The 19818-nt window shown below is 59.7% G+C and carries 2 protein-coding genes; one reads left to right on the forward strand and one right to left on the reverse strand.

What is annotated here, in order from left to right; genetic code table 11:
* Positions 1 to 15: 15 nt before the first annotated feature.
* Positions 16 to 1170 (reverse strand): MFS transporter, encoded by a 1155-nt coding sequence (locus NP77_RS08360; RefSeq protein ID WP_003854200.1) that lies wholly within the window; start codon positions 1168 to 1170, stop codon positions 16 to 18.
* Positions 1171 to 1919: 749 nt separating this feature from the next.
* Between NP77_RS08360 and NP77_RS08365 the strand changes: the two genes are divergently transcribed.
* The gene (locus NP77_RS08365; protein WP_039659738.1) at positions 1920 to 19619 is read left to right on the forward strand and encodes an Ig-like domain-containing protein; all 17700 of its coding nucleotides are present in this window, start codon (positions 1920 to 1922) and stop codon (positions 19617 to 19619) included.
* Positions 19620 to 19818 lie beyond the last annotated feature (199 nt).

A 19818-nucleotide genomic window follows, 5' to 3' on the forward strand; every position in this document is an offset into this window, starting at 1 on the left:
TGTCAGGTACCTGAATTATCGCGCAACTTTTCGCGCACTGGCGGCTACCGCTAACAGCAACAGGGCGATCAGTAAAAATGCGCCGCTGAGGCTGATCCATTGCGAAATGAATCCGATTAAAGCCGGACCTGAGAGAATACCCGCATATCCCAGCGTTGTCATGGCAGAAATCGCCAGGTTCGCAGGCATATCCTGTTGATTCCCGGCAGCATTGAACAACATCGGCACCGTATTGGATAAACCAAAGCCGACCAGCAGGAAAGCCAGCAGAGCGATCTCCGGCCACGGCAGCCAGACGGCCAGACACATACCCGCTGCGGCGGTCAGGGCGCCGGAGAGCATCACAGGATAGCGGCCAAAACGCTGGATGATCTTGTCGCCACTAAAACGGCCCAGCGTCATCGCCACGGAAAAGACGGCATAGCCGAGTCCGGCATAGGCGGGTGACATCGCCGGGTTCTGCAGCAGCAGCAGCGCGCCCCAGTCCAGTACGGCCCCTTCCGCCAGGAAAAGGATAAAGCAGAGCAGGCCAAGGAACGCAACCCAGCCACGTGGGATCACCAGCCAGGGCTGATCGGGCTGATGCAGACGCGCATTCATCAGGACCGGCAATCGCCATAGCAGCAGCAAGAGCATTATTGCCATTACCACCAGCGTAGCGGTCAGTGGAGTGAAATCCCGGCTCAACAACAGGCTGACGGTTCCTGCGCCCAGAATACCACCAAGACTGAAGAAACCATGAAAGCCCGACATCATCGGTTTATCTGCAGCCTGCTCAACCTGAACCGCCTGATAATTCATCGCCACATCCAGCATGCCCAGCCCGGCACCAAAAAGCATTAGCGCAGCCGCCATCACCAGATGAGAGTCTGCTGTCGCCAGCAGCGGCATCATCATCAGTACTAACAGGGTGGAGACGCACATCACGCGACGGCAGCCAAAACGCGCCACCAGCGTGCCGGTCACCGGCATCGCCGCCAGCGAACCAATACCCAGACAGAGCAGCAAGGCGCCCAGGGACGCGCCACTGAGCTGCAGACGATCCCGGGCAAACGGCACCAGCGGAGCCCAGGCTGACATCCCTAAGCCATTAATTAAAAAGATAGTGCGTGTACCCCAGTTAAGGCGGCTTTGATGTTTATGTTGTTGTGAAGCGTCCAGTGCGGTCATAGGTCGGATTCATCAATGTTAAAGCGGAAAAGTGTAGCACTGGCCGCGAGTCAGTGGCCGTTGCGCCTCTTGTCAAAAGTGGTGCAGTCACATCGCATAAATGGCAAAACCGGCAGTTTACCGACTTTTGTTGCATCGCAAATTTTTTCCAGAACTTTCCTGGTATGACCACCGCTCATCCGGGAGTACTTAACTCAAATTTCCCTGCCTTTTTTCAAGGGCTTGCTGTTAAAAACGCAGAACAGCACCACCTGTAAATGCTGACTGAATCACACAATTAAAAAAATTCCTGTCATTGCCCTCACGTTAATGACGCAGTGGTTTTAAGCCTCATCGCATCATTTATGGAAACAGTCAGCAATAAATTGACATGAAAAAACAAAGACAAAGCGCATTACCTGAAAACGAATTTTCGGTTATGGCTAATGTAATAATGTTTTAATCATAACCAAAGCTGTACATTGAAATTGATTTTTAACATGGTTACGCTAAAAGTTAATCAGTCACAACCTTTACCTTGTGTGAAAGTCTGTACAGCTTAAAACACTCAAAAACTAATAATAATACCGCTGCGCGCCTATTTTATGTGCGTTAGTGACGCGGCTTAGTTTCGCCATTTTTACCTGCGCCAGGTTAAGACACCTTCTTCATCTCAGGAGGTGAAATGATGCGTGAAGACTTTAAGCATAAAATAAATTTATGTTTAAGGATTCAGTATATTAGCTAATCTGGTGTAACAGAGGTTATAAATGGCAGAACTCACACAGAGCCGTGTAGATATCATCTCGCGCGAAAACGGTACACTCCTCTCACAGACCACTGGCGGTTCATCACAGTCCATTAACCTCACCGAACCCAGCGTTGTACGTATCAGCGGCACGCGAGACATGGTGACGCAGTTTGAGCGCCAGGGTAACGATCTGGTGCTGAAAATGCGTGACGGCAGCACAGTACGCTACCAAAAATTCTTTCTTGATGACGCCGATGGTCAGCACAGCGAACTGGTGTTCGATGATGGCGTCAATCCACCGGAACATGCACTTTTCCCGCAGACCGCAGAAGGGGCTGAACTCGCTTCCCGTTCGATCACACCGACCTATGAATCACTCGACAGCGTAGAGCCGCTGCTGCTGGCGGATAACGCCAATACGTCAATGGGCGTCATCACCGCAGGCGGTCTGGGTGTGCTCGGTTTAGCCGGACTGGCAGTGGGCATCGGCGGCGGTGGCGGAGGGGGTGGAGGTAACGGCGGCGGCAACGCCGGTGGCACCGATCCGGGAACACCGGTCACACCCGGGACACCTGCCATCACCCTGAATGCCTTCGCTGGCGATAATGTGCTGGATAATGCGGAAAAAACGACCGATCAGGCGCTGAGCGGCACGACCAGCAATGTCGAAGCCGGTCAGATTGTCACGGTTACGCTGGGCGGACAGACCTACAACACCACAGTCGGCACGGATGGCAGCTGGAGCGTTACGATCCCTGCCGCCGCGCTGGCGGGACTTCCCGCAGGCACCACCACCATCGACGTCAGCGTCAGTAACGCGGTGGGCACAGGCGCTACGGGCAGCCTGCCGGTTACCGTCGCTGCCGCCGATCCCGGTACACCCGCGACACCGGTTATCAGTCTGAATCCCTTTGCCGGCGACAACCTGCTGGATAACAGCGAAAAAACAACGCCACAAACGCTCTCCGGCAGCACCAGTAACGTTGAAGCCGGGCAGGTGGTCACCGTGACACTGGGCGGCCAGAGCTACAGCAGTAGCGTAGCCGCGGACGGAAGCTGGAGTATTACTGTGCCTGTGGATGCGCTGAGCGCGCTGGCCACCGGCAACGCCACCCTCACAGCAACCGTCACTAACCAGGCAGGCACCGCCGCCAGTGGCAGCCTGACCTTTAACGTCGAGCCGCCCCTGACCGAGCCGGGCACGCCGGTTATCACCATCAATCAGTTTGCCGGTGATGATGTCCTCAGCAACAGCGAGAAAGCCACCGATCAGCTGCTGAGCGGCTCCACCAGCAATGTGGAAGCGGGTCAGGTTGTCACCATCACGCTGGGCAATCAGACCTTCAGCGCAGTCGTGGATGCGCAGGGCAACTGGAGCGTCACGCTCTCACCTGCGGCGCTGAATGCGCTCAATGCCGGTTCACTTGCGATTTCTGCGGTCGTCACTAATCAGGCTGGCATTGAAGCCAGTGAAAACCGCGCAATCAGCGTCGATACGCCTGTCGTTACGGGTCCGCCTGCGGTCACGGTGGATGAATTTACCGGTGACAACCAGCTGAGCAACGCAGAGAAAACCACCGATCAGACGGTGACCGGCAGCACCAGCAATATCGAACCGGGTCAGGTTGTGACGGTCACGCTGGGCGGTCAGACGTACAGCGGCAGCGTAGATGCGCAGGGCAACTGGAGCATCACGCTACCCTCAGCGGCCCTGAGCGCACTGGCGGCAGGTGAAACGACACTGACGGTTTCGGTCAGCAATGCGGCCGGTAACACCGTGACCAGCAGCCTGCCCATCAGCGTGGAAGCGCCGGTGACGCAACCGGGCGAACCGACCGTTACCATCAATGAATTTGCCGGGGATGACATCCTCAGCAACGACGAAAAAGGGACCGCCCAGACGCTTTCTGGCACCACCACCAACGTCGAAGCGGGCCAGACGGTCACGATCACCTTTGGTGGCCAGACTTACGCTGGCATCGTGGATGGCAGTGGTAACTGGAGCGTGACTGTTCCGGCTGGTGCGCTGGGCAACCTGCCTGCGGGATCCAATGTCATCAGCGCCACCGTCAGCAACGTCGATGGTGTGAGCGCAGGCGAAACCCGCGATATCTCGGTTGAGGCACCTGTGACTGAGCCTGGCGTGCCGGCGCTGACCCTGAATGAATTTGCTGGCGATAACGACCTGAGCAACGCCGAGAAAGCGTCCGATCAGCCTGTCAGCGGCACGGTCACCAACGTTGAAGCCGGACAGATCGTCACCGTGACCCTCGGTGGTCAGACCTACAGCGCCAGCGTGCAGGGTGACGGCAGCTGGAGCGTCACCGTGCCATCCGCCGCGCTGAACGCACTGGCAGCAGGCACCACTACCCTGACCGCCTCGGTCAGCAATGCGGCGGGCGACACCGCGACAACTTCGGAGTCGATCACCGTCGAAGCCCCGGCGACGCAGCCGGGTGAAGCCACCGTAACCATCAACGCCTTTGCCGGTGACGATATCCTCAGCAACAGCGAGAAAGCCACCGATCAGCTGCTGAGCGGCACCACCACCAATATTGCTGAGGGCCAGCAGGTCACTATCACCCTGAATGGTGAGACCTTTACCGCCACGGTTGGCGCGGATGGCAACTGGAGCGTCTCGATCCCAGCCAGTTCGCTGGCGGCGCTGGCCGCCGGTAGCACGACCCTGAACGCTACAGTCACCGATACGCTCGGCGCAGCCGTCAGTGAAACCCGTGACTTCCTGGTGGCGTCAGCGGGCACTTCACCGAATGCCCCAACGTTAACCGTCAATGCCTTCGCTGAAGACAACATCCTGAGCAACGATGAGAAGCTGGAGGCTCAGGCGGTCTCAGGCAGCACCACCAACATCGAAGCGGGCCAGGTTGTGAACGTAACCCTGGGCGGAGAGCGCTACAGCGGCACGGTCAATCCTGACGGCAGCTGGAATATCGCGATTCCGGCCGATGCACTCGGTGCGCTGGCCGCAGGATCTGCCTCGCTGGTGGTGACGGTCAGCAACGCAGCGGGCACCAGCGTTAGCGACACGCTGGCGATCACCGTCGAGCCACCGGTGACTGAGCCGGGCCAGCCCACCCTCATCATCAATCAGTTCGCCGGTGATGACGTCCTGAGCAACGATGAGAAAACCAGCGACCAGTTGCTGAGCGGCAGCAGTACCAATGTCGAGGTGGGTCAAATCGTCACAGTCACGCTGGGCGACCAGACTTACAGCGCCACGGTCGGCGCGGATGGCAGCTGGAGCCTGAATGTCCCAGCCAGCGCACTGGCAGCACTGGCGGCGGGCAGTGCAACTATCGCGGCCACGGTTTCCAGTCAGGCGGGCATAATCGCCAGCGAAGATCGGGCGATTGTGGTGGATACCCCGGCGCAACCGGAAACGCCGACAGTGGCTATTGCCCTGTTCGCCGGTGACGATCTGGTGGATAACAGCGAAAAAGCCCTGGATCAGACGCTCTCCGGCACCACCAGCAATGTGGAGGCGGGCCAGACGGTCACCATCACCCTGGGCGGTCAGAATTACAGTGCCACGGTCAATCCTGATGGCAGCTGGAGTACACAGATCCCGTCTGCAGCGCTCAGCGCACTGGCAGCGGGCAGCACCGCCATTGCGGTTAGCGTCACGACGGTAGCCGGTGCTGTGGCCACTGACACCCGTGACATTAACGTCGCGCCAGCAGCAGGCGAACCTGGCATCGTCTCAATCAATGAACCGGTCAGCGCGGATGGCTTCCTCAATTTGCAGGAGCTGAGCAGCGATCTGATCATCAGCGGTTCGGCGGTGGGTGTTAATCCAGGCCAGACGGTGCAGCTTAATTTTAACGGCGGTAATTACAGCGCAGTGGTGAGCAGCAATGGCGTCTGGAGCGTCACCGTTCCGGCAAGTGCACTCACCGATATCACCGACGGTGTTAAACAGATTTCAGTGACGACCGTCGATGCCAGCAATACGCTGCTGACCGCCTCCGCTCCGCTGAATGTGGTCGCCTCTGCGCTGCCGCAAATCACGCTGAACGAGAGTGCGATCACCGATGGTATTCTCAACCGGACGGAAGCGGGTAGCGATCTGCTGATCGGCGGCAGCACCGGCAAGGCCGTCGCGGGCCAGCAGGTGGAAGTGGAACTTAACGGCAAAACTTACAGTACCACTGTCAATGCCGACGGCAGCTGGAGCCTGCCAGTGCCTGCCAGCGATCTCGCTTTACTGGCGCAGGGCGCTAACAGCCTGATCATTACCGCCATTGACGAGGCGGGCAACCGCGCGGACCAGACGGTGAATTTCAGCGTCGACACGCTGCCACCGACGCTGATTGTGAGTGAGGTCGCAGGTGGCGATGGCATTCTCAACAGCAGTGAAGTGACGGCGGGTGTGCCGGTCAGTGGTTCAGGTGCACTGCCGGGCGAGCGGGTTTCTGTTTCGCTGAACAACCAGAGTTACAGCGCCACAGTCGATGAGCAGGGCAACTGGACGGTTGATTTGCCGCCAGCAGCATTGCAGGCATTGTCTGATGGCAGCAGCTATACGCTGACCGTCACGCTGACCGACGCCAGCGGGAACATCGCCACCCAGACGCAACCGCTGTTAGTCAACACACAACTTCCGGTTGCGGCCGTGACCGCACCGGGCGGTGATGGGGTTCTGACCAACAACGAACTGACTCAGCCGCTGCTGATCAGCGGCACCGGCACCACGGGCGACACCGTAACGGTGGGGTTAAACGGCAAGACCTATAACGCCGTTGTTGATGAAAACGGAACCTGGAGTGCTTCCGTTCCGGTTGCCGATCTGGGCCCGCTGACCAATCAGACTTATCCGGTAACGGTTACGGTGACCGATCCGGCCGGTAACAGCAGCTCGCAGGATACGTCTTTGCGGGTCGCCACGTCCGTACCGGCTCTGACGATCAACGATCTCACTAATGATGGCGCGATCAACAACAGCGATGCGCAGCAGCCATTGATCGTCAGCGGCACTGGCGACGAAGGCGACATCATTCGCGTCACGCTGAATAACGTGACTTACAGCGCCGTGGTGGCGCAGGGTGGCAACTGGAGCGTCAATATTCCTGCCTCTGATCTGGCGAATGTGCCGAATGGCACCCAGACCGTAACGGTGGTGGCAACGGACGCCGATGGCAACACCACACAAACCGGCAGTCCCTTGATTTTCGCCACCACGCCGCCGCTGCTGGAAGTCTCCACGCCGGGCAGCGATGGTTATATCAATATCGCTGAGCACACCCAGGATCTCACTCTCGACGGGCGCGGCGGTGCGCAGGGCGATACGGTCACGGTAACGTTCAATAATGAAACCTACACCACCACCGTGGATACCAACGGCGCGTGGAGCGTGACGGTTCCCGCCGCGATTGTCAGCCAGCTGGGCGATGAGATCTATCCGATCAACGTTGCCATCAGCGATGCGTATGGCAACACCACCACGCAGTTGACCAGCGTTACCGTGCTGGCGGCCACGTCACCCGCACTGACCATTGATCCCGTGACCAGCGACAACCAGGTCGATAGCGCGGAACAGCTCAGCGACATTCTGGTCACCGGCAATGTCACCGGCGTACCGGCCGGCTCGCCGGTATTATTGACCATTAACGGGCAGTCTTACGACGGTGAGGTACTGGCGAACGGTCGCTGGAGTGTGACGCTGCCCGCCGGATCGCTGGGCGGTTTAGGTGAAAAAACCTTTACCGTAGCGATTACTGATCAGGCCGGTAACCCGGCGCTGCCTGCTGAAGGGCAATTCAGCGTGGTTATCTTACCCGAACCGTCGCTGTCAATTTCTCCGATCAGTGGTGACAATGCGCTGAATGGGCTGGAAGCACAGAGTGATCTCACTGTAAGTGGCGGCTCGGCAAACCTGCCGGCTAACAGTCCGATCAGCGTGACGCTGGAACCCAACGGCACGGTTTACACCACCACAACCGATATAAACGGCAGCTGGACCCTGACGGTGCCCGCTGCCGACCTGGCAAATCTGCCGCAGGGTAACACCACGGTTACCGTCTCTTCGGGTGGTGTGCAGATCAATCAGCCGCTGCTGGTGGCGACTACGCCGCTGGCAGACCCGGAAATCAACACGCCTTTCACTGACGGCATTCTCAACACGGATGAAGCCAGCGTGGCGCAGACGCTGACCGGCTCAGTCCAGCCAGGCCAGGCCGTCAGCGTGACCCTGGGCGGCATAAGCTATCCGGCAACGGTCGCAGCAAATGGTGAATGGCGCGTCACGCTGCCGCCAGATGCGCTACAGGCACTGCCGCAGGGCAGCAATCCGGTTACCGTGACGGTAAGCGATGTGGCAGGTAACAGCACCAGCATCAGTGAACCGCTGATTGTTGATACCGGCTTACCCGCGCTGACCGTTAATCCGATTGCCATCGATGGCATTATCAATGCGACTGAAACGACCACGGATTTGAACCTGAGCGGCACCGTTGCGCCCGGCGGCAGCGTCAGCCTTGTACTGAATAACCAGACCTATGAGGCAGTAGTTGCCGCCGACGGCAGCTGGACGGCTACCGTGCCTGCTGCCAGTCTGCAACTGCTGCCAGAGGGTCGTTACGATCTTAACGTGACTGTCACGACTCTGAGCGGCAACGTCGCCACCACGCCATTCCCGGTTACCGTGGATACCACGCCACCCGACTTCAGCTTTGATACGCCTGCTGGCGATGGCGTGCTGAACATTGCAGAACAGGCCGACGGCTTCAGTTTCAGCGGTGCAGGCACTGAAGGCGACAGCGTGAGTGTCACGCTGAATGGCGTCACCTACACAGGCACCGTTGAGGCGGGCGGAAACTGGACGCTGGCTGTGCCGCCAGCGGCACTGGCCGGTCTGACTAACGGCATCAGCTATCCCGTGGTGATCACCGTCACCGACGAGGCGGGGAACAGCAACAGCCAGAACAGTGCGCTGACAGTTGCCACAACGCCGCCTCCGCTGGTGGTCGCACCGATCAGCGGCGACAATGCGCTGAACACAGGTGAACTGGCGGAGCCGCTGGTCGTCAGTGGCAGCGGTCAGAATGGCGATATTGTCACGGTCCAGCTTAATGACCAGATTTACAGCACCACGGTTGGCGTAAATGGACAGTGGACGCTGCAGATCGCCTCTGAAGCGCTAGCAGCACTGCCGTCAGGCAGTAATCTGGTAACGGTGACGGAAACCAGTGCGAACGGTAATCAGAGCAGCCAGGTGATTGATCTGAATGTGGCTACCTCGCCGGAGATACAGCCTGCGCTGACCATAGATAGCAGCACCTTTGCCGGTGATGGCATCGTGACGGCGGCAGAGCAGCTACAGCCGATTACGGTCCGCGGCAGCAGCAGCAATGTTGAAGCGGGCCAGCAGGTCATCATCTCTCTGAATGGCACCGAATACAGTGGCGTGGTCGCGGCCAGTGGCAACTGGAGTATCATTCTGCCTGCAGGTGCACTGGCTGAATTGGGGGAGGGTAATCAGACACTGAACGTCAGTGTGATTAACGTCGTGGGTAATACGGCCAGCAGCCCGCTTAACTTCAGCGTGGACAACACCCTGCCGTCGATTGCGCTGGCACCGATTAGCGACGACAACTACCTCAATGCACAGGAAGTGAATGGCGCCATCGTCGTGAGCGGCAGCACCAGTGGTCTGCCGGACGGCAGCATTGTCACCGTCGTGGCTAATGGGACGCCGGTCAGTGTCACCGTGGCGGCAGAGGGAAGCTGGAGCCTCACCTTACCGGCTGGCACCTTTACCGGCACTGCGGATGGCCCGCAAATCATCACGGTCACCGCCAGCGACGCTAACGGAACAGAGTTTGCGACCAGTGACGCCACGCTGACGATTGTCGCCAGCGCATTGCCAGTGGCCACTCCCGGTGTGGCATTCAATGATGGCATTCTCAACGGTGAGGAAGCCTCGGCAGGTGGCGTGATCACCGGCAGCACCGGCGTAACCGGTGACGGCCAGACGGTCGTTGTGACGCTGGGCGGCAGTAACTACAGCGGTACGGTGGATGCCACGGGCAACTGGCAGGTCGCGGTTCCGGCCGATATTCTGGCTGCGCTGCCACAGGGCAATGCGCCTTACACCGTGGTTGTCAGTGATGTAGCAGGCAACACCAGCCAGGCGAATGGCAACATTGTGGTGGATACCGTGCCTCCGGTGCTGAACTTCATCACGCCATCCGATGGCATTATCAATGCTGCCGAAAGTCAGCAGCCGCTCACGCTGACCGGCAGCAGCGAAGCAAACGCGCTGATTGTGGCCAGCTTCAACGGCACCACGCTGAGCACCACCGCTGACGTTAATGGCAGCTGGTCGCTGGCATTGCCTGCCACGGTTTACAACGGGCTGGGCAACGGTAGCTATCCACTGACCGTGACCGCCAGCGATGCGGCAGGCAATGCCACCACCACCAGCCGTGACCTGGCGCTGAAAGTGGAACCCGGCACACTGCCAACCCTGACGCTGGATGCGTTTGCTGGTAACAACGTGGTTGATGGCGCGGAACGCCTCACCGATCAGCGTCTCTCGGGCACCACCACCAATGTTGAAGCGGGCCAGCTGGTCACTGTGAACATTGAGGGGACGGTTTACAGCGCCACCGTGCAGGCGAGCGGCGCGTGGAGCCTGACCGTGCCAGCCGGTGCGCTGGCGGCCATTAATGACGGTAGCGCCAGTTTCACTGTGGCGGTCAGCGATGTGGCAGGCAACACCACTAGCCGTGATCTCAACTTTGACGTGAACAGCAACGCCTCTGGCCTGGCGATGGACGCCATCAGCCAGGACAACTACCTGAATGCACAGGAGCTGGGTCAGTCGCTGATCGTGACCGGCACCTCGGTGAATGTGCCTGAGGGCAGTACGGTGACGCTGCTGTTTAACAACATCAGCTATACCGCGCAGGTCTCGGCCACTGGCCGCTGGAGTGCGATCGTGCCGGCTGAGGCACTCACGGCGCTCGCCGATGGGCCTTACACCGTGACCGTCACCGCGACAGACAGCGGCGGGTCGACCCTGAGCAGTGAGGCGACGCTTAACGTACTGGCGACCACTCTGCCGGCACCACAAATCCTCTCTGCCTTTGGCGATGGAGTGCTCAACAGCAGCGAGATCGCCACAGCACAAACCCTGAGCGGCACCACAGGTGTAACAGGTGACGGACAGCGCGTCAGCGTGCAGCTGAATGGCGTCACGTATAACGGTACGGTCGACAGCAACGGCAACTGGCAGATCAACGTGCCTGCTACGGCGCTGGCTGACCTGCCAGAAGATGTTATTAGCTATACCGTCACGGTGCAGGATGCGGCGGGTAACACCGGCAGCACACCGGGCAGCGTAACGGTGGATCTGACGCCACCGACGCTGACCCTGAACGCCGTTGCGGGCGATAACAGCGTTAATATCGCCGAAAGCCTCGCTCCGATTGTCCTCAGCGGCAGCAGCAATGCTGAAGCCGGGCAGCAGGTCACGATTACCCTGAACAATCAGCTCTGGACGACTACCGTTACCCAGGAGGGCGACTGGAGCCTGACACTGCCTGCAGGTTCGCTGGCCGGTATTCAGGCCGGCGCTTACATCCTGACTGTGACAGTCAGTGATGCGGCGGGTAACCCGGTCACGGAAACGCGTGAAATCACCGTGGCAACCGGGGCATTGTCGGTCAGCATAAACACCCCGTTTGGTGATGGTTATCTGAATCTGGCTGAGCAGGGTGTCGGCCAGACACTGACCGGCAGCACCGGTGTGCCGGGCGACGGCCAGACCGTCACCGTGACGCTAGGCGGGAATGATTACCCGGCCACGGTGGATGCGCAGGGCAACTGGACGCTGAATTTAACACCTGCGCAGGTGCAGACGCTGGACGAGGGGATTAATACCCTGGTGGTCAATGCCAGCGATGCGGCCGGTAACAGCGGTCTGCTGACCAGCGCCGTCACCGTTGATCTCACACCGCCGGTATTGAGCGTCAACCCCATCGGCGGCGATAACATCATCAATTCCCTGGAGGTACTGGAAGCGGTCGCCATCAGTGGGTCGGCAACGGTGGCGGATGCCGGGCAGACAGTGACGGTCAGTTTCCAGAATGTCGATTACACCACTCTGGTGCTCTCTGACGGCACCTGGCAGGTGACGCTGCCTGCCAGCGTTGTGCAGGGGCTGGCGGACAACACCTACCCGGTTGTTGTCTCAATGACCGATGCCGCAGGCAACCCGGCGGTTGCGGTTCAGACCACACTGACGCGCGATGCTGACAGTCTGAATCTGCCGACCCTGACCCTCGGGACGCTCAGTGAGGATAACTTCCTTAACCAGGCCGAGTCGCAGCAGGATCTGAGCATCGGCGGCACCAGCACCAATCTGGCTGAGGGCCAACTGGTGGCGGTGACGCTGAACGGCCTGCAGTACAGCGGCACGGTGACCGCGAATGGCAGCTGGGCGGTAACCGTTCCGGCCGCCGCGCTGGGTAATCTGCCGGATGGCGATCAACTGGTGCAGGTGGTGGCAACCGATGCCTCTGGTAACCCGGCCAGTGCCAGTGGCAGTCTGGTTGTGCTGGCCAGCGCGCAGGTTCAGCCGACGCTGACCATGAACGTGGTCGCCGGCGATGATGTGATCAATGCCACCGAGTCCACTGCAGAGGTTGCGGTCAGCGGCAGCAGCACGCTGCTGGCAGCGGGTACTGTCGTAACGGTGTCACTGAGCGGCACGGATTACACGACGACGACCCTGCTCGATGCAAACGGCATCTGGACGGTGAATGTACCGTCCACGGCCTTTGCCGATGTGGTGCCAGGCAGCAGCCAGACCTTTACCGTCAGCGCAACGGATGTCGCGGGTAATCCGGCAACCGCCACGAAGGAGGTTGATTTTATTACCACACGTCCTGTGCTGACGGATATCACGGTCAGCGCGGGCGACACCCTTAACCTGTCGGAGTCGCTGCAGGATCTCACCATTAGCGGCACCACCACGGGCGCAATACCTGTGACGGTAACGCTGAATAATGTCAGCTACACCGCCACGGCAGATGCCGACGGAAACTGGACAATTACTGTTCCGACGGCCGACGTGCAACAACTGGCGGATGGCCCCAATGCGGTCACCGTTTCTGTCACTGACGCGGCGGGCAATATCACCACGGACACCACCACCTCACTGGATGTGGCGTTTAACACCCTGCCAGCGCTGACCCTGAACACACCGTTTGGCGATTCGCTGCTCAGTCTGGCAGAAACCGAAGGCCCGATAACGCTGAGTGGTGACAGTACTAACCTGCCGGAAGGCAGTGTAGTAAACATCGCTCTTGGCGGGCTGACGTTCAGCACCACCACGGATGCCAGCGGCAGCTGGACGCTGAACCTGGCATCAGGTGCGCTCACAGGCCTTGACGATGGACTGACCCAAGTGGTGGTCACTGCTGTTGATGCTGCCGGAAATCCGGCGCAGGCTACTGCAGGCGTTGAGATCCTGCAAACCCCACCGGTTTCCGCTGACTTTGCCGTTACGCAGTTCGGCGACAACGTTATTAACATCAGTGAAGCCGCCTCGGTGCAGCAGGTTACCGGCACCTCCACCGTCGTGGCGGGTCAGACGCTGAGCGTCACGGCAGGTGATGACGCTATCCCGTTATCCGTCACGGTCGATGCCAGTGGCAACTGGACGGCCAGCCTGACGCCAGAGGTGATCGCCAGCCTGGGGAGCGGGGAACATACCCTGACCCTCACAACCACGGATCGGGCAGGAAACACGACCGAGGCGACCAAAACATTTATCTCTGCGATTACACCGATTGCTGACCCCTCGCTGGATACACCCTTTATTGATGGGCGGATTAACGCCGCAGAGGCGGCCGCAGGGGGATCGCTTACCGGTGCGGTGAATGTTGATAACGCAGCGGGGGTCACCGTCACGCTCAATGGGACTGTTTATTCCGCAACGCTCAGTCAGGATGGTTCCCGCTGGTCACTGGACCTGCCACCTGCTGTATTGCAGTCACTGCCGGATGGCAACTGGCCGGTGACGGTGACTGTCACCGATGTGAACGGCAACACCGGAAGCTTCGGCGGTACGGTGCTGGTGGCGATTAACTCGCTGCCGGATGTCAGCCTGAATCTGCCGTTTGGTGACGGTGCGCTGAACGCTGCCGAGGCGGGAACGGAACAGATCCTGACGGGTACCACCGGCATTAGCGGTGCCGGTCAGACTGTATCGGTCCTGATCTCCGGCTTTAATAATGATCAGCCGCTGGCTGCAACGGTGCAGACCGACGGCAGCTGGTCTCTGGCCCTGTCGCCAGCGCAGCTGGCCACGTTCACCAGCGGCACTCACACCATTACCGTGACCGCAACCGACATCGCGGGTAACAGCGATAACACGGCGCTGAATGTGGTCACCGAAGTGGCCGTGCCGGTACCCGGCTTTAACCCTGGTGCATTTGGCGGAGATAATCTGCTGAACATCAGTGAAGCTTCGGCAGGCGTGACCCTGACCGGCACCACCGGCAGTGTGGGGGCAAATCAGGCGGTCAGCATCACCGTCGATGTTAACGGCAGTCGCTATTCTGGCTCAGTGGATGGCGACGGTAACTGGACCGTGGATATTCCGCCGGATGCCCTGAGTTCACTGGGTAGCGGGCCGCAGACGCTGACGGTCAACGTGGTGGATGCAGCGGGCAATAGCGCATCAGCGCAACTGCCATTCACCGCTGATCTCACCGCGCCACAGCCTGCAGTCAATCCGGAATTCCTTGGCAGCTATGTAAACAGTAGCGATGTTGCCGCGGGCATTACCCTGAGCGGCACCACCGGTGAGGTGGGCGCGAATCAGACGGTGGGGCTCACGCTTGACGGCACGACCTATACCGCAACAGTGGATGCGAATGGCAACTGGACGGTGCCCCTGACTCAGGCGCAGCTTTCAGCACTGCCGGATGCCACCTATCCGGTCAGCGTGACAGCAACCGATGCAGCGGGCAACAGCACCACCATTACCAGTTCGCTGGTGCTCGACAAAACCCCGCCGGTGCTTAGCTTTACCGACTTCACTGGCGACAACGTCGTTAACTACGCCGAGAGCATTCAGCCGCAGATACTCAGCGGCACCACGACCGGCGCAGAAACCGGTGCTGTCGTCACGGTTTCGCTGAATACCAACATCCTTGGCACCGCAATTGTTGACGGTAACGGCAACTGGAGCGTGACGCTGACGCCAGAGCAGATGGCCACCTTTACGCCATCGACCACGCTGACGCTGGCAGTGACCGATCTGGCTGGCAATACCGCAACCGTGCCTGTCTCGCTGACCGTCGATCTGACGCCACCACCAGGCCCGCTGGTAACGCTGGACACAGTCTCGGGCGACAACATTATCAGCACCCAGGATGTGGCGGGTGGGGTAGCGGTAAGTGGTACTTCGGCTAACCTCGGCGCGAACGGGTCAGTGGAGGTGGTGATCAATGGTGTTCCCTACACCACCACGCTGGATGCGTCGGGCAACTGGTCGACCGGGGCCTTGCCCGTCACCGCCTTTGGCAATGTGGACGGCAGCGTCGGCATCACCGTGACGGGCACAGATGGCACAACACCGGTGACGACCAGCGGTAACGTGCTGATCGATCTGACTGCACCAACCCTGTCGATCAATACCTTTGCGGGTGATAACCAGGTTAATGGCAATGAAAGCACCCTAAGCCAGGCGATTACCGGCACCGCCGATATCGCTGAGGCTGGCCGCACGGTCGTTGTGACCTTCAATGGCCAGACCTACAACGCGGTGGTGCAAACCAACGGCACCTGGTCCACTACCGTTCCTGCCAGCGCAATGCAGGCACTTACCGATGGCACCACGCCAATCACCGCGCAGCTGACGGATGCCGCCGGTAATGTGGGGACGGCTACCCAGACAGTGACGGTCGATACCGCCGCGCCACTGGTGCAGGTGGACGCATTCCTCGGCGACAATGTGGTCAACGCCGCTGACCTGGTGGCCAGTCAGGTGCTGACCGGCAGCGCGACGGGCGCCGAGGGCCAGACCATCGGCCTCTACCTGGGTGATGCCTCGCCGATCGCCACCGCGACGGTGGGGGCTGACGGACGCTGGAGCATCGATCTTGCGCCGAACGTCCTGTCGAGCCTCAATGACGGCGCGCTGGTGTTTGGCGTGCGGGTCAATGACCTTGCAGGCAACCAGACCGACGCCACGCTAACGGTCAATAAAGTGGTCAACAGTGCGCTGACGCTGGTGGTTGATTCGGTGTTCGGCGACGGCACGCTCAGTGCGCTGGATACCACCGTCGCGCAGACGATCTCCGGGACCGCACTCTCCGCGGGCGTCGGTGCCACAGTTTCCGTGGTGCTGGGCGGGACCACGCTCTCTGCCTCAGTGGGTCAGGATGGTAAATGGGCTATCGTGGTGCCACCGTCGGTACTGGGTCTGCTCACCGATGGTCAGCTGGATATTGACGTCACCCTGACGGATGCCGCAGGCAACACCCGCACGGTGGGTGAAACCGCTACGGCGATTGTCGATGCGGTGCCGGTCGTTGGTCCGCTCACCGGCTTGTTTGGCGGCGATAACCTGCTGAACATTGCAGAAGCCGCAGCCGGACAGCTGGTCGGTGGCGTCATCAGCAACGCAGCTGAAGGTTCGCAGGTGACTGTGACCTTTGGCAGCAAGACGTACAGTACAACGGTGCAGGCGGGCGGAAGGTGGAGCGTTAACCTGCCGGGCAGCGATCTGACCTCACTGCTGGATGGCAATCTGACGCTGGGCGTCAGTGTCAGGGATGCCGTGGGTAACGTTGCCTCTAACAGCGCCTCAATTGGTATCTTTACCCAGACACCGTCCATTTCGCTGACGTCACTGTTTGGTGATGGGGTACTGAATCTGGCCGATATCGCCACCGGACAGGTGATCAGCGGCGTGGTAAATAACGTTGCGCAGGGCAGTGTGGTCACACTCTCGGTGGGCAACAGCCAGCTCAGCGCTACCGTGGGTGCGGGCGGCGCCTTCAGCACCACGGTAACGCCGGATATTCTGGGCACGCTGGCACAGGGCAACGTGACGGTAGGGGCTTCGGTCACGGATGCAGCGGGCAATACCGCCAGCACCAGCGCCGGTGTCCGCGTCGATACGCTGCTGCCGACCATCACGGTGAATCCGCTGTTCGGCGACGGTCTGCTGAACGTGGCAGATGCGCTGTCGACGCAGATCATCAGCGGCGTCGTGGGCGGTGCGGAAACGGGGTCGCGTGTGGTGGTGTCGGTGGGCGCACAGCAGTTTGTGACGGGAACGGATGCGAATGGCAACTTTACCGTCTCGCTGACGCCTGCGCTGCTGCAGGGGATTGCCGATGGTAACCTGACGGTCGGATTCAGTGTCACCGACAGCGCCGGTAACACCACCAGCACCACTGCCGGGGCGCTGGTGGGTATTCACAATCTGCCGAAGGTCACGCTCAATCCGCTGTTTGGTGACGGCGTGCTTAACCTGGCGGAATCGCTGGTCACGCAGACTATCAGCGGCACCGTCTCCGGGCTGGCGGCGGGCAGCAGCGTCAGGCTGGCGATTGGCAGTACCAACGTCACCGCGCAGGTCAACGCCGACGGTACGTTCTCTACTGCCATCTCGCCAGCGGTGCTCTCGACGCTGCTTAACGGTAACTTCACCGTCAGTGCGTCGGTCACCGACACGGTCGGTAACGTCAGCAGCACCAGCGCGGGCGTCTCCCTGGGACTGGTCCAGCCAACCCTGACAGTGAATACGGTGTTTGGCGACGGTGTGCTGAGCGCCCTGGATCTGGCTTCCAGCCAGACCCTGAGCGGGACCTCCAGCCTTTCAGCGGGTTCTGTCGTCAGCGCCACACTGAATGGCCAGACCTATACCACCAAAGTAGTGAGTGGCGGCAACTGGAGCATCAGCGTGCCAAAAGCGGACCTTGCCTTGATCACTGACGGCATTAAAACCGTGACGGTCACTGGCACCGATGCCTACGGAAATGTGGTGAACAGCAGTGGAACGCTGAACGCCATCAGCCAGTCGACGCCAGTGGTCGCCATTACCTCACTGTTTGGAGACGGTGCGTTGAGCGCGGTGGATGTAAAAACCGCACAGACTATCTCAGGTACCGCCAGCAATGCTGAGGGATCGGTGGTGCGGGTGACGCTGGGTGGGCAGACATACAGCACTACCGTGAGCAGCAATGGCAACTGGAGTCTCTCTGTTCCGGCAGCTAACCTCGCCGCCATTGCAGATGGACTACAGACTGTCACCGCCAGCGTCATCAACGGTGCAGGTACCAGTGGTTCCACTTCGGCGTCGCTGGGTGTGGTGAGTCACACCACGCCGACGGTCAGCGTGAACAGCTTCTTTGGTGGCGATGGCTACCTCAACATCTCAGAGGCCAATGCCCCTGAGACCATCAGAGGAACCAGCACTAACGCGGCGGGTGGCACGGTAACGGTGAACGTGGCGGGCAACATCCTCACCACCACCATCGGTGCGAACGGCGCATGGAGCATCAGCGTGCCATCAGCGACGCTGAAAGGCATTCCGGACGGCAGCCATCCGCTGACCGTGACGGTGGCGGATATTGGTGGCAACACCGCGACCAGTACCAGCAGCTTTACCGCGTTGTCGCATAATCAGCCGCTGGTGGGTGTTGATCCTGTACTCAGCATTGTGGGTTCTCTGCTCAGCGGTCTGGTGGTGCAGGGCGGATCGCTGAATGCCGCGCAGGGCTCAAAAGTCAGCGTAACGTTGCTTCTGGCCAACGGCAACAACGGTCCGACGCTGAACACCACAACCGATGCGCTGGGGCGTTATGCGGTTAACTTCTCACCGTCACTGCTGTCGGTGGGTGGCCTGCTGCTGTCGCTGAGTACGCTGGCAAAAGTTTCGATTACCGACGCAGCCGGTAACAGTTACACCACCACAAACACGCTGTTGCTGGGTGCTGTGCTGCCGGTCACGCTGGCGGCATCCGAGTCGCTTGCGCTGTTCTCAATAGCGGATGACAGCGCCACGGTCGCCAGTGCCAGCACGGAAACGCAGCACAATACGAGCACCAGCAGCGACGATAACAGCGCCCATGTCGCAGTGACCTCGACGCTGATTACCGAAGCGGATACCGTAACGCCGGTCAGCAGTGAAACCGCCACAGCGAGTGACACCGCGGTGGCAGCGGCACCGGCAGAGGAGGCGGGCTATACCATCGGCGGCGTAGTGATTACGCTGGCTGATGGCACGACGGCAGAAGGGGCGTCGGTTACCGGCAGCAGCGGCGCGGATACCGTGACGGTCAGTGACCTTAACTTTACCCATATTGATGGCGGCGCAGGCACGGATACACTTGTGCTTAACGGTGAGTACCTCAGTCTGGACCTCACCGCGCTGGGCCTGAAAGTTGAACACATTGAAGTGCTCGATTTGGGTAAAACCGGCACCAACTCCGTGAAACTCGATCTCAATGAGGCACTCAATATTACGGACAAACAGAGTGACGATTTGATGATCAAAGGCGCGGATGGCAGTCAGGTCACCCTGGCGAACAGCAACGGCGGTACCTGGGAAGTGACTGGCGAGCGCACGGTAGAGGGCAGAGTCTTTGAGATCTACCACAACTCGGCGCTGACCAGTGAGAACACCCTGGGTGATGTGCTGGTGCAGCAGAATCTGCAGGTTCATGTGGTGTAGCAATAATAACGTCGGTCAGGCTGATCGGAGAAGCGGGTGCGAAAGCACCCGCTTTTTTATTTAGTCACGTGATAATTTATTTTCCAGATAATCGCCAATATTCATTAGCAGAATGAAAGATTAGGGTAGGTGCAACAAACGGCGTCACGCCGTGAATCATTATTCTGGCTCCCTTTGTCGCTTTATCAGCGTCCTCTTT

The sequence above is a fragment of the Pantoea sp. MBLJ3 genome (assembly GCF_000816655.1).
GTDB classification, from domain to species: Bacteria; Pseudomonadota; Gammaproteobacteria; order Enterobacterales; family Enterobacteriaceae; genus Pantoea; species Pantoea eucalypti.

Coding starts and splice junctions, on each gene's coding strand:
- NP77_RS08360 (WP_003854200.1), bottom strand. CDS start 1,170: ATGACCGCACTGGACGCTTCACAACAACATAAACATCAAAGCCGCCTT.
- NP77_RS08365 (WP_039659738.1), top strand. CDS start 1,920: ATGGCAGAACTCACACAGAGCCGTGTAGATATCATCTCGCGCGAAAAC.